This is a genomic window from Shewanella colwelliana ATCC 39565 (assembly GCF_000518705.1).
Taxonomy (GTDB): domain Bacteria; phylum Pseudomonadota; class Gammaproteobacteria; order Enterobacterales; family Shewanellaceae; genus Shewanella; species Shewanella colwelliana.
Map to the genome: position 1 here is coordinate 51,224 of NZ_JAEC01000029.1, position 21,293 is coordinate 72,516.

Annotated in this window: 18 protein-coding genes; 11 read left to right on the top strand and 7 right to left on the bottom strand. The window is 46.8% G+C overall.

Annotation, left to right across the window (positions count from 1 at the left end; translation table 11 throughout):
* Nucleotides 1–2: 2 nt before the first annotated feature.
* Both L876_RS0112800 and L876_RS0112805 read right to left on the bottom strand, forming a co-directional pair.
* A complete protein-coding gene (locus L876_RS0112800) occupies nucleotides 3–278 on the bottom strand; it encodes an NAD(P) transhydrogenase subunit alpha part 2 (RefSeq protein WP_028764174.1) in 276 nt (91 codons plus the stop codon).
* Nucleotides 278–1,450 carry a Re/Si-specific NAD(P)(+) transhydrogenase subunit alpha gene (locus L876_RS0112805; RefSeq protein ID WP_028764175.1) on the bottom strand — a complete coding sequence of 391 codons (1,173 nt, stop codon included), beginning with the start codon at nucleotides 1,448–1,450 and terminating at the stop codon, nucleotides 278–280. Before L876_RS0112805 ends, L876_RS0112800 begins: the two co-directional genes overlap by 1 nt.
* A 337-nt stretch (nucleotides 1,451–1,787) precedes the next feature.
* On the opposite strand from L876_RS0112805, the gene L876_RS0112810 reads away from it, so the two are divergent.
* From L876_RS0112810 to L876_RS0112830, 5 genes are all read left to right on the top strand, one after another.
* Nucleotides 1,788–3,572: an assimilatory sulfite reductase (NADPH) flavoprotein subunit gene (locus L876_RS0112810; RefSeq protein WP_028764176.1), complete on the top strand. Its 1,785-nt coding sequence runs from the start codon at nucleotides 1,788–1,790 to the stop codon at nucleotides 3,570–3,572.
* An 86-nt stretch (nucleotides 3,573–3,658) separates the two neighbouring features.
* Nucleotides 3,659–5,356, top strand: a complete 1,698-nt coding sequence (gene cysI, locus L876_RS0112815) for an assimilatory sulfite reductase (NADPH) hemoprotein subunit (RefSeq protein WP_028764177.1) — start codon at nucleotides 3,659–3,661, stop codon at nucleotides 5,354–5,356.
* A complete protein-coding gene (locus L876_RS0112820; RefSeq protein WP_175427318.1) occupies nucleotides 5,349–6,101 on the top strand; it encodes a phosphoadenylyl-sulfate reductase in 753 nt (250 codons plus the stop codon). The genes cysI and L876_RS0112820 overlap by 8 nt, the downstream gene beginning before the upstream one ends.
* Before the next feature lie 540 nt (nucleotides 6,102–6,641).
* Nucleotides 6,642–8,357, top strand: coding sequence for a hypothetical protein (locus L876_RS0112825; protein WP_028764179.1), 1,716 nt, complete (start codon nucleotides 6,642–6,644; stop codon nucleotides 8,355–8,357).
* Nucleotides 8,358–8,424: 67 nt separating this feature from the next.
* On the top strand, nucleotides 8,425–8,835 hold the full coding sequence (locus L876_RS0112830; RefSeq protein ID WP_028764180.1) for a DUF3010 family protein: 411 nt from the start codon (nucleotides 8,425–8,427) through the stop codon (nucleotides 8,833–8,835).
* Nucleotides 8,836–8,839: 4 nt separating this feature from the next.
* Here L876_RS0112830 and L876_RS0112835 read toward each other — a convergent pair whose 3' ends face one another.
* The 3 genes from L876_RS0112835 to L876_RS21725 form a co-directional block, all read right to left on the bottom strand.
* The gene (locus L876_RS0112835; protein ID WP_394230430.1) at nucleotides 8,840–9,340 is read right to left on the bottom strand and encodes a peroxiredoxin family protein; all 501 of its coding nucleotides are present in this window, start codon (nucleotides 9,338–9,340) and stop codon (nucleotides 8,840–8,842) included.
* Nucleotides 9,341–9,430: 90 nt separating this feature from the next.
* Nucleotides 9,431–10,891 carry a S41 family peptidase gene (locus L876_RS0112840; RefSeq protein ID WP_028764182.1) on the bottom strand — a complete coding sequence of 487 codons (1,461 nt, stop codon included), beginning with the start codon at nucleotides 10,889–10,891 and terminating at the stop codon, nucleotides 9,431–9,433.
* Nucleotides 10,863–11,852 carry a phospholipase A gene (locus L876_RS21725; protein WP_081730700.1) on the bottom strand — a complete coding sequence of 330 codons (990 nt, stop codon included), beginning with the start codon at nucleotides 11,850–11,852 and terminating at the stop codon, nucleotides 10,863–10,865. Before L876_RS21725 ends, L876_RS0112840 begins: the two co-directional genes overlap by 29 nt.
* A 246-nt stretch (nucleotides 11,853–12,098) precedes the next feature.
* Here L876_RS21725 and cobA point away from each other — a divergent pair, with 246 nt between their 5' ends.
* Nucleotides 12,099–12,908, top strand: coding sequence for a uroporphyrinogen-III C-methyltransferase (gene cobA, locus L876_RS0112850; protein ID WP_028764183.1), 810 nt, complete (start codon nucleotides 12,099–12,101; stop codon nucleotides 12,906–12,908).
* A gap of 12 nt (nucleotides 12,909–12,920) precedes the next feature.
* On the opposite strand, the gene L876_RS0112855 is transcribed toward cobA, so the two are convergent.
* Nucleotides 12,921–13,754, bottom strand: coding sequence for a TIGR03899 family protein (locus L876_RS0112855; RefSeq protein ID WP_028764184.1), 834 nt, complete (start codon nucleotides 13,752–13,754; stop codon nucleotides 12,921–12,923).
* A gap of 70 nt (nucleotides 13,755–13,824) precedes the next feature.
* Nucleotides 13,825–14,994 (bottom strand): MFS transporter, encoded by a 1,170-nt coding sequence (locus L876_RS0112860; RefSeq protein WP_028764185.1) that lies wholly within the window; start codon nucleotides 14,992–14,994, stop codon nucleotides 13,825–13,827.
* Nucleotides 14,995–15,218: 224 nt separating this feature from the next.
* On the opposite strand from L876_RS0112860, the gene L876_RS0112865 reads away from it, so the two are divergent.
* From L876_RS0112865 to L876_RS0112885, 5 genes are all read left to right on the top strand, one after another.
* Nucleotides 15,219–16,598 (top strand): hypothetical protein, encoded by a 1,380-nt coding sequence (locus L876_RS0112865; protein ID WP_028764186.1) that lies wholly within the window; start codon nucleotides 15,219–15,221, stop codon nucleotides 16,596–16,598.
* Nucleotides 16,599–16,640: 42 nt separating this feature from the next.
* Nucleotides 16,641–17,789, top strand: coding sequence for an imelysin family protein (locus L876_RS0112870; RefSeq protein ID WP_028764187.1), 1,149 nt, complete (start codon nucleotides 16,641–16,643; stop codon nucleotides 17,787–17,789).
* Between the two features lie 156 nt (nucleotides 17,790–17,945).
* Nucleotides 17,946–19,568 (top strand): di-heme oxidoredictase family protein, encoded by a 1,623-nt coding sequence (locus L876_RS0112875; protein ID WP_051413113.1) that lies wholly within the window; start codon nucleotides 17,946–17,948, stop codon nucleotides 19,566–19,568.
* Nucleotides 19,569–19,820: 252 nt separating this feature from the next.
* On the top strand, nucleotides 19,821–20,342 hold the full coding sequence (gene hemG, locus L876_RS0112880) for a menaquinone-dependent protoporphyrinogen IX dehydrogenase (protein ID WP_028764189.1): 522 nt from the start codon (nucleotides 19,821–19,823) through the stop codon (nucleotides 20,340–20,342).
* Between the two features lie 9 nt (nucleotides 20,343–20,351).
* Nucleotides 20,352–20,879: a cytochrome b/b6 domain-containing protein gene (locus tag L876_RS0112885; RefSeq protein WP_028764190.1), complete on the top strand. Its 528-nt coding sequence runs from the start codon at nucleotides 20,352–20,354 to the stop codon at nucleotides 20,877–20,879.
* The last annotated feature ends 414 nt before the right edge of the window (nucleotides 20,880–21,293 follow it).

Consider the following 21,293-nt stretch of genomic DNA (forward strand, 5'->3'; position numbering starts at 1 on the left):
GCTTATTTCCTTTTAAACATGGCAAGCATGCGGTTGGTAACCATATAGCCACCAACAACATTAATTGTGGCAAGTACCACAGCGATAAAACCTAACACATTGACCCAAATGCCCGCGCCAGAACCGGCCGATAGAAGTGCGCCAACTAATGAGATCCCTGAGATTGCATTTGAACCTGACATTAATGGTGTATGCAGTGTTGGTGGCACTTTAGTGATCAGTTCGACACCTAAAAATACCGCCACCATAAATAGGGTGAGTAGTAATAGAATTTCCATTATTGAGCCTCCTCTGGCGCAGCAATTTCGGGCATGCCCAATAGTGTTCGGATCCGCGCGTTAACCACGTCACCTTGGTGTACGACAACGGTGTCACGTACAATCTCGTCGTCAAAGTCTAAGTTAAGCTGGCCTTCTTTATCGATCAGCAGCTTGAGCAAGTTTTCAATATTAGTCCCGTACATCTGGCTGGCATGGGTGGCTGCCGTACCGGGAATATTGGCTGGGCCAAAAATGGTGACACCATTGTGAACCACAATCTCATCAAGACGAGTTAGCTCACAGTTACCACCCGTTTCAGCCGCTAAGTCAACAATAATGGTGCCAGGCTTCATGCCATCAACCATCTCTTTGGTAATAAGAACAGGGGCTTTACGGCCTGGAATCGCCGCGGTGGTGATCACGATATCTTGCTGGGCCAATACATTGGTCATCGCCTGTTGCTGACGCTTGAGGAAGTCGTCGCTTTGCTCGGTTGCGTAACCACCTTTGGTTTCTGTGTTCTCGGTTTCAAGATCGAGTTCTACCGGCTTTGCGCCAACCGAGAGGATCTGTTCACGGGCGGCGGGGCGAATATCATAGGCCTCAACCACTGCGCCGAGTCGTTTCGCGGTCGCACAAGCTTGTAGACTAGCCACACCTACCCCCATGATAAATGCACGTGCCGGTTTTAGTGTGCCCGCTGCAGTCATCATCATGGGGAAGAGTCGCGGTGCATGATGGGCGGCCAATAGCACTGCTTTATAGCCAGCAATCGTTGCCATGGAAGAGAGAATATCCATGCTTTGCGCACGTGTAATACGTGGTACCAGTTCAAGCGCGATAGCCGTTGTGCCCGTTGATGCAAGCATTTTCGCATTGTCCGGATTAGCTAGGGGATCCATCATGCCAATGAATAACTGATTTGGCTTAGCGAGTGCTTTGATCTCATCAAATTGCTGACCTTTACAGTTAACTAAGGTGATGATTTCAGCCTCTTGAAATAGCTGCTCACGGCTGGTGATAGTCGCTCCTGCTTCCTGGTATTCTGAATCGCTAAAACCCGCCGCAAGGCCAGCTCCGCTTTCAACAAGGATTTGGAGGTTCTTTTTGATTAACCGAGTCACGTTGGCCGGAATTAACGCTACGCGTTTTTCGTCGGCTTGGCTCTCTTTAGGTAGACCTAGTTTCACTGAGGAAACCTCTTAGTTAGGGACAGACGTCGTTATTAATGTTTTGTAGGCTCGTTATTGTGGCGAGTCTGAAATCAGACACAAGCGCGAATTTTTCATATTTAGGTGTTTAGCACTGGTCAGAGCAATTTATTTGCGCTAGGCCACAAAATTTCATTTCAAATTCTGTGGTTAACTGCACTCTTTTCGAAAAACTTTATCGCCACCCTCACTTTTGTAGCTCAAATAGTAACCTTTGCATATTCCAAAATCGAATTAAAAATTAGATTTTATTCTTTTTTGCTTTTCACGTAAGGGACTAAGCTAGGCTCATTACACTGATATAGGGCCGTCTTCCATGTTGTTAAAAGAGCTTTCATCACTGGCTTCTCCACTGTCTCAAGGACAGGTGGATAAGCTGAAGCAACTCACTGCAGAATTAAGTGCTGTGCAATTGGCATGGGTGGGTGGTTATCTATCTGCGACAGCGCAATTGGGTGCTAGCACAGGAAGTGTTGAAAGCACCCCTGAGCAAACCATTACTATCTTATATGGTAGTCAGACAGGTAATGGCAGGGGCGTTGCCAGCGAACTTGCTGAGAAGGCACTGGCCCAAGGCTATGCCGTTAATCTGGTTTCGATGGCTGATTACAAGGTGCGTCAACTAAAACAGGAGACCTTACTACTGGCTGTGGTCAGCACCCATGGTGAAGGTGAAGCTCCTGATGATGCGATTGAACTGCATAAGTTCTTGGCGTCGAAACGTGCGCCAAGTTTAGAAAATTTACATTACTCAGTGTTAGCCTTAGGCGACTCAAGTTATGAGTTTTTCTGTCAAACCGGTAAAGACTTTGAGCAGCGCCTTGCCGCGCTCGGGGCAAAATCGATTGTGCCGCTAACAGAGTGCGATGTGGATTATGAAGCAGCTGCGAGCACTTGGCAGCAAAATGTACTTGAAGCGGTGAAGCCGTTAATCAGTGCCGCGAGTGCCAGTGTAGTGTCTATCTCTTCAGTGACGTCAGCGACCAGCTCAGCTTTCACTAAGCAAAAGCCTTATAGTGCCGAGTTGCTTGTCAGCCAAAAACTGACGGGGCGAGACTCAGACAGAGACGTTCGTCATGTTGAGATTGACCTAGGTGAATCAGGACTGAGCTATCAGGTGGGGGATGCGCTAGGAGTTTGGTTTACTAACTCTGCCGATTTAGTGAATGAGATTATTGAGCAATTATCACTGGATGGCGCAACCCAAGTAACACTTGGTGATGAAACGCTCAGCTTGAACCAAGCATTAACTGAAAAACGAGAGTTGACTCAGCTCTACCCAGGATTGGTGCAAAACTGGGCACAACTAAGCGGTGATGAAGCATTACTAGCACTGAGTGAAGATAGAGAACAGACGCGTCAGTTTGTGCTCAATCATCAGCTAGCAGATCTTGTTGCCCAATATCCCGTTGATATCACCGCCTTTCAGTTGGTCGAGTTGTTACGTCCAATCACGCCGCGACTCTATTCCATTGCATCGAGTCAAAGTGAAGTGGAATCTGAAGTACATCTAACTGTGGCGTTGGTTGAAGATCAGCGTAATGGCACCAGCCGTTTCGGTGGCGCGTCGCAATTTTTAGCGACTGCTGATGAGGGAGCTGAAGTGAAGGTTTATGTTGAGCCTAACAACCACTTCCGTTTACCCGAGAACCCAGAAACGCCTGTGATCATGATAGGCCCAGGCACAGGTGTAGCGCCTTTCAGAGCCTTTATGCAGGAGCGTGCCGTGCAAGGTGCGACTGGAGAGAGCTGGTTGTTTTTCGGTAATCCGCACTTTGAACAAGATTTCCTTTACCAAACCGAGTGGCAGCAATACCTCAATGATGGCAGCCTGACCCGTTTGGATTCAGCTTTCTCACGGGACCAAGCACACAAAATATATGTGCAACATCGTATTACTGAGCGCGGCGAAGCGTTATGGCAGTGGTTAGAAAACGGGGCACATCTCTATATCTGTGGTGATGCAGAGCGTATGGCCAAAGATGTGCATCAGGCACTTCTTGAGGTGGTTAAACAGTTTGGCGGTAAAGATGATGAACAGGCGGCAGCGTATTTAGAAGCACTGCGTAGCGATAAGCGTTATCAAAAAGACGTTTACTAACCCTACGTCTTGATACCCGTAGATTTGACTAAAAAGATTAACGAGCAGTGGTGATGCCGCTGCTCGAAAAGGATGAGGCGCTAGCCATGAGTGATCAGAAATTATCAGTAAACGAATACCTTAAAACAGACAGTAACTATCTGCGCGGCACCATCGAAGAGGGTTTAGATACCTCATTGACAGGCTCGTTCAGTGAAGGTGACCAGCAGCTCATCAAATTTCATGGTTTCTATCAACAAGATGACCGCGATCTGCGTAATGAACGTAAAGAGCAAAAACTAGAGCCTTTATATAGCTTTATGTTACGTGCTCGTGTGGCTGGTGGTGTGTGTACGCCTAAGCAATGGTTAGGGGTCGATAAAATTGCCACAAACCTTACCAGTTCAAATAGCATTCGTCTTACCACACGTCAGACGTTTCAGTATCACGGTATTCCAAAGCGTAACCTGAAGACCTTGATTCAAGATCTCGACAAAGAGGCATTAGATTCAATCGCAGCTTGTGGTGACGTCAACCGCAACGTGATGTGTAATCCAAACCCCGTTGAGTCTAGATTGCACCAACAAGCCTTTTACTGGGCCAAAAAGCTGTCAGACAATTATTTACCACGCACTAAAGCCTACGCTGAAATCTGGCTGGGTGATGACAAAGTTGCTGTCAGTGAAGGTGATGAAGTTGAGCCGGTATACGGTAAGACTTATCTGCCACGTAAATTTAAGATGGCCGTTGCTGTGCCGCCAGATAATGACGTGGATGTTTATACCAATGACCTTGGTTTCGTCGCGGTGGCTGAAGCGGGTGAGTTAATTGGCTTTAATATGGTTGCTGGTGGTGGAATGGGATCGACCCATGGTGAAGTCGCTACCTTCCCGCGTCTTGGGGATGATTTTGGTTTTATTCAGGCACAAGACTGCCTTAAGTTTGCCGAAGCGGTACTTAAGGTGCAGCGTGACTGGGGCAATCGTTCCGATCGTAAACAGTCTCGTCTTAAATACACCATTGTAAAACATGGGTTTGAGGCGTTTAAAGCTGAAGTGGAAAAGCGTGCAGGGATAAAGTTTGAGCCTAAACGTGACGTTGTGATCGGCGATCGTGGTGATCGTTATGGTTGGATCAAAGGTGTTGATGATCAGTGGCACTTAACCCTATTTATTGAAGGTGGTCGCATTAAAGATCTGCCGGGTCAACCATTGCAAACGGGGTTACGCGAGATAGCCTTGGTACACAAAGGTGATTTCCGTATGACCTCTAATCAGAACATCATCATTGCGGGTGTGGCCGAAGCCGACAAAGCACAAATTGAAGCGATTGCTCGCAGTCATGGCTTGATGGGCAAGTTGATTAGTGAAACGCGTGGCCATTCAATTGCTTGTGTAGCACTACCGACTTGTGCATTGGCGATGGCAGAGGCGGAACGTTACTTCCCCGACTTCTTAACCAAAGTTGAGGCGCTGCAAGAAAAACATGGCTTTCTCGACCAAGGTATTGTGATCCGCATGACAGGTTGTCCTAATGGTTGTGCGCGTCCATTTGCGGCTGAAATCGGTTTAGTGGGTAAGGCGCCAGGACGTTACAACCTCTATTTAGGGGCTAGTTTTGAAGGGACGCGTTTGAATAAACTCTATCGTGAGAATATTCAAGAAGCAGAGATCTTATCTGAACTTGATGCCCTGTTTGCTCGTTATGTCAGTGAGCGCGAAACAGATGAAACCTTTGGTAATTTCACCGTGCGCGTTGGCGTGGTGAAAGCAGTGCTCGATGCTGCTAGGGATTTTCATGGATAATTCAGTGGTGACCGCTGAGGAACTATTGGCGCTGTTGTCTGCGCCAAAAGTTGAACAGCAAGCCGTATTAACGCAGGTGAATGAGTTTTTAGCCAAGCTCAGTCCAAGTGAACGTGTGGTGTGGGGCTTGGCTTACTTGCCAGGGAATCATGCACTGTCATCGAGTTTTGGTATTCAGGCTGCTGTGATGCTGCATCTGGTCAGCCAAGCGCAAAGTGATATTCCGGTAATACTCACTGACACGGGATACCTTTTTCCCGAAACCTATCAGTTTATTGACCAGTTAACTGAGCGTTTAAGCTTGAACCTAAAAACCTATCGAGCGCCACACAGTAGCGCCTGGCAAGAGGCTCGTTATGGACGCTTGTGGGAGCAAGGTTTAGATGGATTGGAGCAGTATAATCGGATCAATAAAGTGATTCCGATGCAAAATGCACTAAGCGATCTCAATGTGGGAACTTGGTTTGCTGGGTTGCGTCGTTCGCAATCGACCACTCGCGAAGCCTTGCCTATTTTAGCGATTCATGGCGATCGCTATAAGCTGTTGCCGATATTAGAGTGGAGCAATAAGGATGTGCATGAGTATCTAACTGCCCATGACCTACCTTATCATCCATTGTGGGAGCAGGGGTATGTGTCGGTGGGTGATACGCATTCGAGTAAGCCGTTAGAGCTAGGCATGAGCGAAGAGGAAACCCGTTTTAACGGTTTAAAACGTGAGTGTGGACTGCATTACGAAATCTAGGCTTAACGGGATTAGTCGCTGATGTTGAGCGGCTAACCTGTATTTTATGAAATTGAATATTGTTTAAATAATTGATTTTTTAATGTTTAGAATTTGGTGCTTAATACTTACTTCTGATTTGTGCACTTTTTTTGCACAAAGTTATGCACAGGTCATTATCTTGATCTATAGTTGTAAGTTCCCGTAGATGGTTTTGATATCTCGTCTGTATCAGATCTAAATTGGATCACGTAACTTTTCTTCCTCTTTAAAGTTACAGGCAGAGCTGCCGTCGATATTGAAACAAACTCGCTTTGGCGAGAGCTTGATGTTTGATTGGTTTGCTGGCGCACGCTAATTTAATAGCTTTAGGCCCTGGATAGCCCGATGTGGCTATCCAGGGATAACTCCAATGATCACAAGCAACTCAGCGACATTGGTATAAATCACATTTCCCTTTCTATTCATCCATATAGTACTATCTGTGCAACAATTTTTGTTTGCGAGCTTTCGGTTGACTCACAGTCTTGGCTGCTATCGATATTTTAAAGGGAGTTTTTAATGAAGAAGGCATTAGTGGCTGCGGCGGTGATCGCAATTGGAGCCGGCGCCTATTGGGCAACGCAAAATGGTACTGAACAGCAGCCTGGCCATGCCGCGCTGGCTTATGTTCCAGCCGATACACCTGTCTTTTCAGCACAGTTCACCCCGTTTCCACTGAAGGATTATATTGATTCGATTCCTGACGCACAGAAGCAGTATCCGCAAGAATTACAGGCTTTAATGCAAGATGAAAACGAACCTCGTGCTAAGTTTTTCTTTGGCCTATTTAATCGTTATATGCAAGGGATGAAAGATGGACAGACGTTTGTCACCACCTTTGGTCTTCCCGAGGATCTGACCAGTTATTTTTACACCTTGGGCGCGCTACCCGTGCTTAAGTTAGATATTGCTAATCCAGAAGTGTTTTGGGCATTGTTAGATAGCATAGAGGCTGAAAGTGGTTTAAACCATGAGATGCGTAAGCTAGCTCAAGTCGATTATCGCGCTTACCCGCTCACAGAGTCTGGTGAAGAAGAGCAAATTGATCTTGTTTTTGCTATCGACAACGGGATGCTAACGATTACTTTAGCGACCAGTTTTAGCGATCCGGCTTTATTAGAAACGGCGCTGGGTATTAAGCCTGTCACCAATCCTATCTCCGAGTCAGGTATTATCGAAGATATATTCGCTAAACATGGCTTCCTTAAAGATGGGGTTAGCTATATCAACCATCAAGAACTGGTCAAAGCTATAACGACCCAAGATGGTAATCAGCTCGCCAAACAGTTAACTCATCTGTTCACCATGGTTAATGACGATCCATTTGTTGAACTGAGATCTGAGGTGTGTAATCGCGAACTCAATGGTATCGCCGCTAATTGGCCACGCACTGTCATGGGATATACCGAGTTTGCGGTAAAAGATAAGCAGACAACCATGGGCTTTAGCACTGTAATTGAGAGTAATAATCAGGTGATTATGGGCGCGCTGAGCCAGATCCGTGGTTTTCTGCCTGCTTACACACAAGATGTTAAGGCAAGTGTCTTTTCCATGGGGCTAGGGGTAGACGTTAATCAATTTGTGCCTGCAATCAGTAAGGTATGGGATGATCTACTAACGCCTCAATATGAGTGTGCGCCCCTGCAACAGATGCAAGCACAGATGCAAGGCCAAAGTCCTGCGATGTTAGGCATGTTTACCGGCATGGCTAATGGTGTCAAAGGGCTATCGATGTCGTTAATGGACTACGAGTTATCTGATGCAACCCAGCAGATTGAGTTAAAAGGGCTTGATGCGATAGTGACACTTTCTGCAGATGACCCCGCAACCCTGTTTAATATGGTTAAGCCTTTTGCGCCTGAATTGGCAAATGTGCAGTTGCCTAGCGATGGCAGTGCGATCGATTTAAGCGCTGCGTTGGGTCTGCCTCCTACTTTAGGTGTCAGTGCTAAGATGGCCGTTAAAGGTAACCATTTAGCCGTTTACAGCGGTGAAAAGAGCCAAGCCATCGCTGAGGCGTTAACCGCTGAACCCCTAACGAGTAATGGTTTAGTCACCATGTCTGCTGATTATGGCAAGATGTTCAAGCCTATGATGACTTTGATGGAGATGAGTGGAGAACCTGTTCCTCCTGAGTTTGAGAGCCTTAAAGATTACAATATGAAGCTTAAGGTCGATATGGATGTGAACGCGCAAGGTATTGTGATTGATTCATGGGTACAGACTCATCAATAATCACGGAATTAATTAAGCACGCTAAGCCCCATCAATGTGATGGGGCTTTTTTCTGGAAGGATAATGGATGATTGCAGGGTTATTTTTAAAGGGTAATGAAGTGCGTATCGTGAGCCTTAACGGTACACGTGAGCAGCATGAGTTGGTGGCTGATAAACTCAACAAGATAGCGATTCCTAAAGCACCGACGCAAGCGGATATAGCGATCTTTTGTGAAACGTTATTAGCCTACTGCGAACGGCATGCCATTGAACAGATAGTGGTCAATCGCCGTGCAACAACGGGACAGGGAGCCGGCGGTGCAGGTACGTTTATTCTGGAAGGGGTGATGCTTGCTGTGGTTAAGGTTCCGCTGAGTTTTGTTCATCCAGCCACGCTTAGAGCAAGCGACAAAAAGTACAGTGACCTAAAATTAGCGAAGCCAACAACAGTGGATTTAGGCAAGGCTTATGACCTTGCCTTTGAGGCATTAACTTAATCGGTTAGCTCTGTTTTTCAATGCCCAGCTCGGCCAGGGTGGCGGCAATATCTTCTGCCGCTGTTTCTGGGTTAATGTCGTCATCAATTTTTAAGATGGTGCCATCTTTGCCAATATAGAAGGTCACTCGGCTGGCGACACGGACTAAATTGAGTACGTCGTAGGCTTTAGCCGTCTCTTTTGTTGGATCGCTTAACATTGGAAAGTCTGCTTTTTGCTCCTTGGCAAACTTTTGGTTGTCCTCAAGGTCATCGACACTGGCCATCATATAAACCGCATTATACTCGCGAATTAAACTGCCTTTTTGCACTAACGATTTACACTCCAAGGTGCAGCCGCGGGTGTTGGCCATCGGATACCATGCAAGCACTAATGTCTGCTTACCAAGGTAGTCACTCAGTTGGTAACTATGGCCATCGGTCGCTTGTAGCTTAAAATCAGGCGCTTTGTCTCCAACTTTTAAGTCTGTGGCCTGTGCGGCGTTATTCCATAGCACGCTAAGCATTAACGTGGTCGAAATAAGTAGGGTTTTTACTAGGGTATTCATGGTGTATTCCTATAGTTGTGTTGCCTGCAGGGTTAGTTGTATTTGTCGCTACATTTGGATAAGTTCGGCGATTCCTTTCCAGTAGACGGTCTCTTCGAGTGGTTGTTCAATATCGGGCTGCGTTCCGACGCCTGACAGCTGTTGCCCCATGGCATCAAAGGCTTGAGTACTGGTTACCCTAACATTGATACCGCTGATGGGAAGTTTAATCCTTTGGTGTTTATCCACATTTCCCAGCGTCGCCTCGCCAATTAATACGGTGTTGGGCCAGCCTTTGGCAAAGTGGGCTATCCACTGACACGCGTGTTTACATTGTGGTCCAATGATCAATACCAGTTTACCGGGCGTGGGTTGAGGCAGAATCATTGCTGGGGCAGGCGCGATAGCTAAACGTTTGCCATGCCATTGACTGAAGAGCTTGTCATCACGGTTAGTCACTAGATTGGTGGCCTGCTGCAGCTCAAGTTGTGCCTGGTTCGACAGCTGATCATAGGGTGTGTAATGCATTGACTGTAGGTAATCTGCTCGTATATTGGCGTGGCGTTTGTAGCGTGCTACGGCATAGATAGAGCTAGTTTGCCAGTCAGGGGATAACAGATCAGTTTGGCGTCCATAGGGCTGATAAGCTTGGTATTGATAACCGTAGTAATGGTTTAAAAAACTTAACAAGTTATCAGAATCACCGTAGCCATAGCGCAGGTCCAGAATGGTTATAGGCGATAAGATGGCGCGGCGTAGGTTATTCGCCAAGGGACTGTTTGGCTCAAACGCATTAAGGTTGTTCACATTGATGATACCTAACGGCGAGTTTTCAAAGTTATCTTGCTCTCTGCGTGCTTGCAGTATCATGGGTGTTTCAGGGGTTAAAGACAGGATGACCTGGGTTGTCAGCTCGCCTTTGTCACTCAGTGTTAGTCGTACCTGAGGTTTATCTTCTATGCCTATTTCGGCGCGCAGCACCGAGAGACGTTTTAACCATTGAATCTGTAATGAAGTGCGTTCTCGCAGCGACGGCGGTAAGAACTGCTGACTGGCGGTGACCCAACGACTGATTGGCAAACCATCGATATGGGTGAGGAAAGCGGCATCCGTATCAATAGGGTTGCCTTGCTCATCTAAGGCGAGCCAATCACTGTCAATGGCTCTGAGGTTAATGGGTAAAGTAAACCGTGATGAAATTGGCGAGATGGTTGCGCTAGCGTCATCTAGGTAGGCTAAAGCTTTAGCAATTTGGCTGGCTAGTATCTTAGTCGACATCCCATTTCGGTGCTGGGTGTCAATGAGTTCAAGCTGACGACTGAATGCGTCAAATTGTGCCGGGTTTTGTGCGGCAACAGCAGAGAATTGCGTGACGTGTTGACGCAAGGTCTGAAGTTCATGGCGCACTTCACTGTAGCTCAACTGCTGTTTAGGGGGCTCGCTCTTAATCGCGATGATGGTCAGCTGAATACAGCTGATGAGCATGATTAACCCGAAACCATTAATAATGGTTTGATGTCCAAATTTCATCATGCTCCTTGCTGGTTACGTAATGCTTAACGCACCATAGAATGTCATTTATTGAGACGCCAATACCAAACCTATTCGTGTGTGCATTGTAGTCGATAAGGCTCTCACCATAGCCATTAAAGTATTGGGCATAGACTCTGAGGTTACCGATAATGGGGTAACTCCAGGTAAGTTCTACCGCACCATAATTTGGCTTTTCTAGATTGTTTCGTAGCATCATGCTGAATCTATGTTCATCAAGACCATAAATAGCCATTAACTCAAAATTGCCCATGTAATCTAGGATGTCTGGATTGTCATCACCTTTTGGTGAGGTGGGGGTCTCTTTTTCATCTTCAGGGATCCGCCACCATGCCTTTGCCGCAATGGCAAATGGACCATTGTCAAAAATCATGGTGCCATAGATACGATTCCAACTGCGGGACAGATCACCTGACTGTCCATTGGATTGATGAACGGCACCAACGCCCCATAGCGAGTTGGTTAAGGGACCAATTTTCCAGTCATTGTTAAACATCATGAAAATCTCTGGTTCATGATTAGTTTCGCGAAAAGGCGATGAGATCTCTTTATTGTAGACCTGCCAATAGGACTGGTTGGTGTAGGCAACAAATAGGTGACCATTGTCACCAAAAACGTTATACATCAATGGAAATTTAAAGCTTATCTGGAATTTGGCTTCAAGGTTATCTACTTGTGCCCCAGTCTCTTCTATCTCTTCTTTGAACGGGTCCATGTTAGGCGTGGTGTTATAGGTCACAGGTAAGATGTAGTTCACCTTATGCGGCGTTATAACAAAGGGGAGCTCTGCTGTGGCAAGTTCATCACTTACCCGTTCATCGAGAAGTGAGTCGGGTTTACTGGTTTTGGATGAAGCCTTGTTTTCGGTGGCATGGGTGTTCGTTGATAGGCCGAGAAAGCTGGCTATCACTAGGCCGTAGATGGCGCTCTTTGTCTTCATCCTTGTGTCCTTTCATTATCTATTTTAGTGCCGTCACGGTGGCACGGTTTCATCGCTGTAACATCATAGCGCACAACTTTTCTCTATTCACCCAGATTAAATCACTTTCGTTTCACCCAGTTACCAAGCAGCGTTTGATGTAAATGCTACTAATAACTAAATGGAATATAATCTAACTCCTATCTATTTTTTATGGAATAAGAATGGCGGTATAGTAACCTTACTAATATTGTGAGAGATGCGAATATGGAACTACTAACGATACCTGGGCAACAACAGGGCAAAGTTTGGCTGGTGGGAGCTGGACCAGGTGATGTTGAGCTGTTAACGCTTAAGGCCTATCGCATCCTCAAAAAGGCCGATGTAGTCTTATATGACGCACTGGTTAGTGATGAGATCATGGCGCTTGTACCTCAGGACGCTGAGAAAATTGCTGTCGGTAAACGTGCTGGTAAACATAGCGCAGCGCAAGATGAGATCAATCAACTACTGGTGACCAAAGCCTTTACCCGTAAAAATGTGGTGCGCTTAAAAGGTGGAGACCCTTTTATTTTTGGTCGCGGTGGTGAAGAGCTTGAAACCTTGGTAGATGCTGGTGTTGAGTTTGAAGTGATCCCCGGGATCACCGCTGCCAGTGGCACCTCTGCTTATGCAGGTATTCCACTCACTCATAGAGATTATGCCCAAGGGGTAAGTTTCATTACCGGTCATTGCAAGTTGGAAAGCCGTCCTATGGATTGGGCTGGTTACGCGAATAAGCAAAATACCTTGGTTATCTATATGGGCATTCTCAATGCCAATATTATTCAGGCGGGCTTGATGGGCGCTGGCCGAGCGGCCGATACGCCTGTGGCTATTGTGTCAAAAGCGACAACCGCATCACAACAATGTTTTATTGGAACCCTTGGTGAGTTAGAACAGCTTGCCGCTTCGCCAGCGTTGCAGATGCCTGCCTTGATGATTATTGGAGAAGTGGTCACTCTGCGCGAGCAGTTAAATTGGTTTAATCCAGCACAGAGCAGTACTGATGTTATCAGTGCTGCATTACTGAAATAGTTGGCCAGTGACTTAATCTATTTTAAAGTCTTTGCTAAATAATGCATTAAGCGCTTTAGCATATTCTTGGTCGGGCTTAGGCCGCACGAGTTGGGCTAACTCATCCCCTGTTGAGGTTAAGCGGTAATAGCTCAGCAGCAAATGGCCATGCTTAGGGGTTAATCTTTTTTTAGCTCCTGCTAAAGTAAAATTAACCGGATTTTTTGAATTTAACTCCCCGGTTTCAAACTCACTACGATGTAAGAGTCCAGCATCCATCAAGGTTAAGATGGATGAGTAGGGCAGACCAAAGAGTGAAAAGGCGATAGTGGCCCCTTCTGATTTTCTAAATAAACGTCCCACGCCTCGCGCGTATCTATAGCCATTCAGTAACTTAAGCTTACTGTCGCCATTAATGGTGACGGCAATGGTTAAGGCCTTTTCAAACATCTGTGCTTCTTTGTGCGTCAATTGCTTAAGGGTCGACAGAGTTCTTAGGCTAAAGTTTCCCGGGCTGGTGATCTCATTGGCTAGAATACGTCCCCATAACTCCTGCATATTTCTATTATGGATCTGCTCGGCCAGTTTAAAAAACTGATGGACCCAATCAGGGTCTAAATCGGCACCAGTGACATCAGAAGGCGTGTGAGAGATGGCAATAGCGTAAATGGTTTCGATATTGCTTTGATATTGGCTCGACAACTTGCGGGCGCGGTGTTCGGCGCGCTCGGCAATAGAGGCATTGGCTGGGCGGTAACCCTCTTCGCTGCCCAAGCCGAGTTGTCTGCCAAGTAGCAATGCCTTTTTACGTGCGGAGACATCTGGTTGATTACCTTGCGATGCAGAGACATTGACGATTTCAGCCATCTCACTTGCTCTATCTGAAGTTATGTGTTGCCACAGTTTATCGTAAAAAATGGGTTATGCCATAGGGCAACTACACACGTCGCTGCTTAAGCCAAGTGACATTGTTATCTTGATCGGGATGGCGTGGAATATTTAGCGCCAATATCAGTGAGCAGGCGGCAAAACCGACGCCGATGAAGAACACCATCTTATTAGACTCCAGCCATAGTAGTCCTAACAACACGGGGATCACGACGGCGGCGATATGGTTAATGGTAAAGCTTACTGACATGGTGGCTGCTATATCCTTAGGCGCAGCAATTTTTTGGAAATAGGTTTTGATGGCTATCGCCATGGCAAACAACAGATGATCGATCACATACAATGCGGCGGCGACATCGCTACTTTCGACAAATGCGTAACTGGTAAAAATGATGATTAGGCCGATATACTCCAAGGTCAGCGCGTTACGCTCACCGATACGGCCGATAAAGCGCCCTATCGCAGGAGCAAATAGCAGGTTGACCACGTAGTTGATAAGAAATAATGCGGTGATCTGACTGACGCTGTAGCCAAACTTTTCTACCATCATAAAGCCTGCAAACACCATAAATATCTGTCGTCTCGCGCCAGAGAAGAAGGTCAATAAGTAGTAGAGCCAGTATCGTTTGCGTAAAATTATCTTCTTATGCTGAACCTCTCCTTGAGGATATTGCGGGAAGTAGATCACTAAAGTGAGTACCATGATCAGTCCTAGTACTCCAATGATGGCGTACATCCATTGGTAGTCCAATTGTAACCAACTCATGATTAGCCAGATACTGCCATAACCGAGTAGGGCTGCAGCAGAGCGCCATGCCAATGCCTTACCAAAAAAGCCTGCAGTTTCGCTTTTATCCACCCATTGCAGCGTCAGCGATTGATTAATGGTTTCGAAATAGTGAAACCCCACAGACATCAGAACCGTGGTCACATACAAGCCAATCACTTGCGGAAAAAAGCCGGTAACGGCTACGCCTATGGTCAGTAAGGCCAATGATAACAAGGCAAAGGTTTGCTCTTTGAGCAGCAACAGGATGAAAATTGCGGTGAACGCCAGAAAACCTGGCACCTCGCGTAGGCTTTGCAGCACGCCTATCTCTGCGCCAGTAAAATTAGCTCGCTCAATGACAAAGTTATTCAGTAGCACCTGCCAAACGGAAAACACCAGCGACATAATAAATGTCATCCATAACAATAGCTTCTGAGGGCTTCTTTCCATTACTAGGCTTCACTTTTGCGGGCAGTTTTGAAGATAAAACAGTCTACAGCAATGTGAGATACCCCCGCAAACTTGTTTGAATCTTGTTGTTTTCTGGTGAGTAATCATCGCTATTTTTTAAATGCTGTGTTGTTAACAAATGTAAATTGTAATGAAAATGATTCGCATTTACTGTAACTTCCCACGCAATTACGGGGGAAGCTGTTAATCAGCATGGAGAAAGTATGAAGAGTAAGTTGAGCCTGCTTGGGCTTTGTGTTGCTAGCCTTTTGGGCACAAATGCGTTGGCGGCGACCGATCCACAAATGTTACTGCAAGCGATTGAACGTCAAGAACATGAACTTAAGGCGCTTAAACAGCAGTTGGCCACGCTCGCAGTGCAGCAGGAACAGCAGCAAGCACAACAGGCGCAAATGGTTAAAGAAGTGATAACCAATGAAGCTAAGCAGAGCCCTTGGGGCCGCTTTAAATTTGAATCCTATGGCACGGTTAATTACACCAGTGACGAGTATTACGACAATGTCCAAGACACCACACCAGAGCGCCGTGGCCGTTTCGATTTAGAGCGTATTGTGACTGAGTTTGGTTATCAATTTAATGACCAGTGGGACATGGAAGTTGAGATTGAATATGAGCATGGGGGCACTGGAACAGCATTAGAGTACGACGGCTTCGATGAGTTTGGTGAGTTTGAATCCGAGGTCGAAGCGGGCGGTGAAGTGATGATTGAAAAGGCGCAGATAAGGTATCGCCCCAATGATCTTTTTGGCGTCAAGTTCGGTAACATCCATTTGCCTATTGGGTTGTCGAGCGTGTTGCATAAACCCAACCAATATCTAACCGTGCTGCGTCATCGCAGTGAGACCGCCATGCTACCAGCCGTATGGAATGAAACCGGTGTCGGGATCTTTGGTGAGTACGCCAACTTTCATTATCAAGCCCAAGTGGTTAGCGGTCTCAATTCTGAATATTTCCGCACCTACGACTGGATCGCATCTGGGCATCAAAAGCGCTTTGAAACGGTTAACGCAGACGATCTAGCTTATGCACTACGTGTTGATTACGGCAGCTTTAAACAGGGAACAGCCGTCGGCGTGGCTTATTACTACGGTAATACCAGTGGTAACCGTCACAAAAGCAATAAGGTCGTTGGTGAGGGTAGCGTCAGCATTTTGGCCGTATCAGGTGCCTATGTTGAAGGGCCTTGGATATTGCGTGGCCAATATCTGCAAGGAACGCTCAGTGATGCAGATGCGATCACTCAAGCTAATAAAACCACACCAGGTTTAAAGCCAGGTAACTTTGCTCAATTAGGCAGTAAGTCAGAAGCCTTCTTTGTTGAAGCTGGTATCGATTTGAGCCACTTCTGGTCTTTGCCGCTAACCGTATTTGCCAACATCGACTACTCCAATCCCCTTGCGGAAGTGGAAACGGGGACGGCGACCAAGCGTTATGAAAATACCTGGACCAGTCTTGGGGTGAACTATAGCCCTATTCCTGAAATTGTGATTAAGGCCGAAGCGGGTCGCCAACAAGTGGCGGTGGCATCTATCCCTGATACCAACTTTTTTGCCCTCGGTGTGGGCTACCAATTCTCACTTTAATGGCTAAGCCAACTAAAATTTTTTGAATAAATGGAGTTATAGATGAAACAGTTAACATACAGCGCAATCGCTTTAGCCCTTATCTCAACGCTCGCGGCCTGTGGTGGGTCAGGCAGTGATGATTCCACAGTGGTGGTTCCTGACAATCGTTTTAGCTTTGTGGCGACAGAAATGATCACCAACCTAAATGATGAAGTGATCGTCAGTGGTTACTCCGCTTTAGCTAACCGAGGCGAAGCCTTGTACCAAGCGACTCAAACCTTAGTTGCCTCGCCATCACAAGCCAACTTAGTTGCCGCCCAAGATGCGTGGAAAGCGGCACGTCAGCCATGGGAGCAAGGTGAGTCACACATCTTTGGCCCAGTCGACTCATTGGGTATTGACCCACATTTAGACAGCTGGCCTCTTAACACCACAGATCTTAAAACTGTCTTAGCCACCACGTCAGGTTTTGATGCTGAAACCATTAAAGGTTGGAACGACGATGTGCAAGGTTTCCATACTATGGAGTTCCTGCTGTTTGGTGACGGTATTGCTGACAACAGCAAAGATATTGGCCAGATGACGGCGAGTGAGCGTGACTACCTGATGGGATTGGCTGAGGTGTTTCGCGATTACACCAAGATATTGGCTGATTCGTGGACTGTGAGTCATGACGGCCAAACCGGTCTAGCCTATGGCGAACTGGTTAAAAACCCAGGTGTAGCAGGCAATACTTTTTACAGTTCACAAGTCGGTGTCGTCGAAGAGTTAGTGAATGGCATGATAGGGATTGTCGATGAGGTGGGTAACGGCAAAATTGCAGACCCATTTGGCACCTCAATTGATACCGCAGACACGTCAAAGGTTGAGTCGCAATATTCATGGAACTCATTAACCGACTTCAGTGACAACATCATTGGCGTGCGCAACATCTATCAGGGTGAATTGACGGGTGAAGCCGACAAGCAAGGGCTGGTGGATTTCGTTAAGGCTGCCGACAGCGTATTAGCGACGCGGATATCGAGTGAAATTGATGATGCCATTATCCAAATTCGCGCCATTGCTGGCACTAATAATATGCCATTCCGTCAAGCGATTAAGGATACAGAGGGGCGTGAGCGGGTACAAAAAGCGATTGATGCACTGTCTACATTGCAGGCTAGCTTAGAAAATGATCTGCTGCCATTACTGAAAAAATGGGCGGTATAGTCACGCCTTAACCCAAGGAGGTGCAATGCGCCTCCTTTTTACTGCCACAAAAACCTTATAAAAACAGTGGTTAAAGCTCAGTCTCTATGTGGGAGACGTCAGTGGCTTAGTGTCACATCGGCTATTCAATTTGCTAAATTTAAGAGAGCAAGGTTAATGAAACCAACAACCCAGTTAAGCTATCTTGTTGCCGTCATCGCTTGCAGCCTACTGTTAGGCGGTTGCGGTGGTTCTGGTGACGAAGTCACAGAATCAGTACCTGAACAAATCTACCCAGACTACACAGACGTGACCGCGTTAGGCGGTGACACCACCACTTTCGATGCCTCCACCTCTGGCCATGGCTTTTCTACCCCCGCCCCTAATCTCAATGCGCCCGGGCTTGCGCAACACTTAGCGGGTGATGTCAATTTTGAAACCGCCTTTACCACAGCGCCTAACAGCGAACACCCTGATCTTGATGGCCTAGGGCCTGTGTTTAACAACGCCGACTGCAACTCCTGTCATCAGCGCGATGGTCGTAACTCTACACCTATTGTGCCTGTGGGTAAGGCGCGCATTAAGTTGGGCTCCGACGCGGGTATTTTTCTGCGCATCAGCAAGGCGCCTAACCAGCCTTGTGTTACAGGGACGGCAGCCAACAATTACTGTGCCCCCATTCCTGTGCCTAACTTTGGTGGTCAACTGTTTCATCGTGGTGTATTAAAGGCGCGTGCCGACTGGGAGCAAAATCTGTTTGGAGGCCAAGCCGATGTGTATCTCTCTTATGAAACCAAAGTGGTAAGCTATCCTGATGGCAGCCAAGTGACCTTGAAAAAGCCATTGTTTGCGGTTGAAAACCCGTTCGATGCGCCAGGAGAAACCAAACAGAGCAGTAACCTTACCTCCAACTTACTGCAAGATGATGTATTGATGGGATGGCGCAACGGTATGCCAGTATTTGGTCTTGGCCTGCTGGAGGCGATCCCTGAAGCTGATATTTTAGCGTTGGTGGATGAGAATGATACTAATGGCGACAAGATCTCTGGCCGCGCCAACTATGTTTTTGATGCAGTGAAGGCGCAAAAGGGAGATACACACCCAGTGTCATTAGGCCGATTTGGTTGGAAAGCCAACACTCCGAGTGTACGGGTACAATCTTTAGGGGCGTTGCGCGGTGATATTGGGATCACTAATCCACTGTTTCCCGATGAGAGCATTGCGGGCACCTCGATGCATGACAGTTACCTAACCCGCACAGGTTTTGTGGATAGTGGCAGTGATGAACATGGTGCGCCCGAAGCCAGTGCCGCGTTCAGTGACGATGTGGTATTTTACGCCGAAACCTTAGCCGTCCCTGCACGCAGAAACAGCGGTAATGCCGATGTACGTGAAGGCGCGAGGTTGTTCGAGTTGGTTAATTGTAGCGGCTGTCATCAACCACGCTTTGTGACCAAGTCAACCGGTGAAATAGGCGGAAAACCTATGGCTGAGGCGCTCAAGGGGCAAACAATTTATCCCTTTAGCGATATGTTGCTGCACGACATGGGGGATGAACTTGCCGATGGTCGTCCAGACTTCCTTGCCAATGGTAACGAGTGGCGTACGCGACCGTTATGGGGAATAGGGCTTACTAAAACGGTAAATCCGCAAGCGGGCTTCTTACATGATGGCCGTGCGGCCACCATCGAAGAGGCCATTTTATGGCATGGCGGTGAAGCACAAACGAGCACAGACAAATTTATGGCGTTGTCAGTGACAGAGCGAACCCAGCTGATCGATTTTGTGATGTCACTGTAACGTTAAACGTCTGCTTTGCGGTGAGTGAAATAAGCGTGATGAATCAGGCTTATTTCACTCCCATTAGGCAAGCTATAAAAGCGGAGCTAAGCTCCGCTTTTTGCTCTTTACATGATAGAAAATGGATATTTGTGAACTAGATAAACATCCACTTAGTTTTGCACTTTACCCTCGTGATCTGTTTCAATTAAATATCGGGCGATATCACCTATGATTGAGCCATAGAATGAAACAAAAAAGTTAGGGGCATCAGTGAGTAAAATTTTAATTATCTATTCTAGCGTGCATGGACAGACACGTAAGATCACCGATTTCCTGCAGCAAGAGTTGGTCGCATTGGGTGATGAGGTCACCTGTGCCACTATCGATAACCCGCCTTCACTCGCGGATTTTGATAAGGTGGTAATAGGTGCCAGTATTCGCCATGGCAAGCACAACCCAGCCGTATATGACTTTATTGCAAATAATTTGGCGCTGTTAAACAGCAAAGCAAACAGTTTCTTTTCGGTGAGTTTAGTGGCCAGAAAGCCTGCAAAAAACACCCCTGAAACCAATCCTTATATGCAAGCATTTTTAAGTAAGACTGAGTGGCGGCCTAAGTTACTTGAAGTGTTTGGCGGAAACTTGGACTATCAGGGCTACAATGCATTAGACAGAAATATTATTCGCTTTATCATGTGGATAACCAAAGGCCCAACTGATGCAAACACTAAGGTTGAGTACACAGATTGGGATAAAGTGACCTATTATGCCGAGCAGCTTCATCGCGCTTAGGAGAGCAATATGCCCAAGTGGCTGTCTAACACTGTAAAACAGCTCCTCACCTACCAGCATCTACTGGTGATTGTGTTGTCACTATTTTTGATTAGCACTAGCGGCTGGATCTTGATGGGGCGTGCGATTCGAACCCAGGCGTCGATATGGGATCTATTGCATGTTTATCTGGGGGCGGTGGTGGCCTGTTTATCCGTCTCTATGCTGCTGACCAATGTGATAAAGGGTAAGTGGCGTCAATACTTTTCTTGGTTAGCTGGTGACTTTACGCAGTTAAGTCAGGATGTCTGTGGGTTAAAAAAAGGTAAAATTCCGCTGGCTGGTGGACGTGGACTGTTTAGTGCTATTGAGGGGATTGGCTTAATTTTATTGCTATTAGTCTCGATAACGGGTGCCATGTGGTATGTCACTCAAGGCAGCAGTGAAGCGTTAAATTGGCGCAGTTATCACCATAGTGCCGCCCATGGTTTTATCGGCTTTATCATTATTCATAGCATTTGCGCGGCAGCCCACCTTCTGGATTTTATCCGCAATTAGACCGAATTAGGTTTTTGACTTTGCTTGATTGGCGTTTAGCGGCGTGTTTCTTGGTAAGTGTGTTTGAAGGTCGTACCTTTATCGCCATCTAACGCCTGCCCGGCGAGGGATGTGCAGATACGCCTGTGAGACGCCGTGAATAAGTCCCTTTAGGCTCTGCCGAAGCATCCCTGTTTCGGAAGCTCACCGGCGTATCTACACTCGGTATCTCAACGTCTCTTCGATTTGGCGGATGTCGGAAGGGGGAATAAAAAACTGACTTGATTTTGCCCCAAAGTGGGTTGGCCTTGGAATGAAGGTCTGGCATTTTTTCATTTAGCTTAAGTAGCGTTTGGCTGGGTGGGAATTGGTTAAGTGAGCTTGAAGATCGTACCTTCATAGCAATCAATCACCTGCGGTGAGCTTGTGTGCAAG

Coding starts and splice junctions, on each gene's coding strand:
- L876_RS0112800 (WP_028764174.1), bottom strand. CDS start 278: ATGGAAATTCTATTACTACTCACCCTATTTATGGTGGCGGTATTTTTA.
- L876_RS0112810 (WP_028764176.1), top strand. CDS start 1,788: ATGTTGTTAAAAGAGCTTTCATCACTGGCTTCTCCACTGTCTCAAGGA.
- cysI (WP_028764177.1), top strand. CDS start 3,659: ATGAGTGATCAGAAATTATCAGTAAACGAATACCTTAAAACAGACAGT.
- L876_RS0112820 (WP_175427318.1), top strand. CDS start 5,349: ATGGATAATTCAGTGGTGACCGCTGAGGAACTATTGGCGCTGTTGTCT.
- L876_RS0112825 (WP_028764179.1), top strand. CDS start 6,642: ATGAAGAAGGCATTAGTGGCTGCGGCGGTGATCGCAATTGGAGCCGGC.
- L876_RS0112830 (WP_028764180.1), top strand. CDS start 8,425: ATGATTGCAGGGTTATTTTTAAAGGGTAATGAAGTGCGTATCGTGAGC.
- L876_RS0112835 (WP_394230430.1), bottom strand. CDS start 9,340: ATGCTTAGCGTGCTATGGAATAACGCCGCACAGGCCACAGACTTAAAA.
- L876_RS0112840 (WP_028764182.1), bottom strand. CDS start 10,891: ATGAAATTTGGACATCAAACCATTATTAATGGTTTCGGGTTAATCATG.
- L876_RS21725 (WP_081730700.1), bottom strand. CDS start 11,852: ATGAAGACAAAGAGCGCCATCTACGGCCTAGTGATAGCCAGCTTTCTC.
- cobA (WP_028764183.1), top strand. CDS start 12,099: ATGGAACTACTAACGATACCTGGGCAACAACAGGGCAAAGTTTGGCTG.
- L876_RS0112855 (WP_028764184.1), bottom strand. CDS start 13,754: ATGGCTGAAATCGTCAATGTCTCTGCATCGCAAGGTAATCAACCAGAT.
- L876_RS0112860 (WP_028764185.1), bottom strand. CDS start 14,994: ATGGAAAGAAGCCCTCAGAAGCTATTGTTATGGATGACATTTATTATG.
- L876_RS0112865 (WP_028764186.1), top strand. CDS start 15,219: ATGAAGAGTAAGTTGAGCCTGCTTGGGCTTTGTGTTGCTAGCCTTTTG.
- L876_RS0112870 (WP_028764187.1), top strand. CDS start 16,641: ATGAAACAGTTAACATACAGCGCAATCGCTTTAGCCCTTATCTCAACG.
- L876_RS0112875 (WP_051413113.1), top strand. CDS start 17,946: ATGAAACCAACAACCCAGTTAAGCTATCTTGTTGCCGTCATCGCTTGC.
- L876_RS0112885 (WP_028764190.1), top strand. CDS start 20,352: ATGCCCAAGTGGCTGTCTAACACTGTAAAACAGCTCCTCACCTACCAG.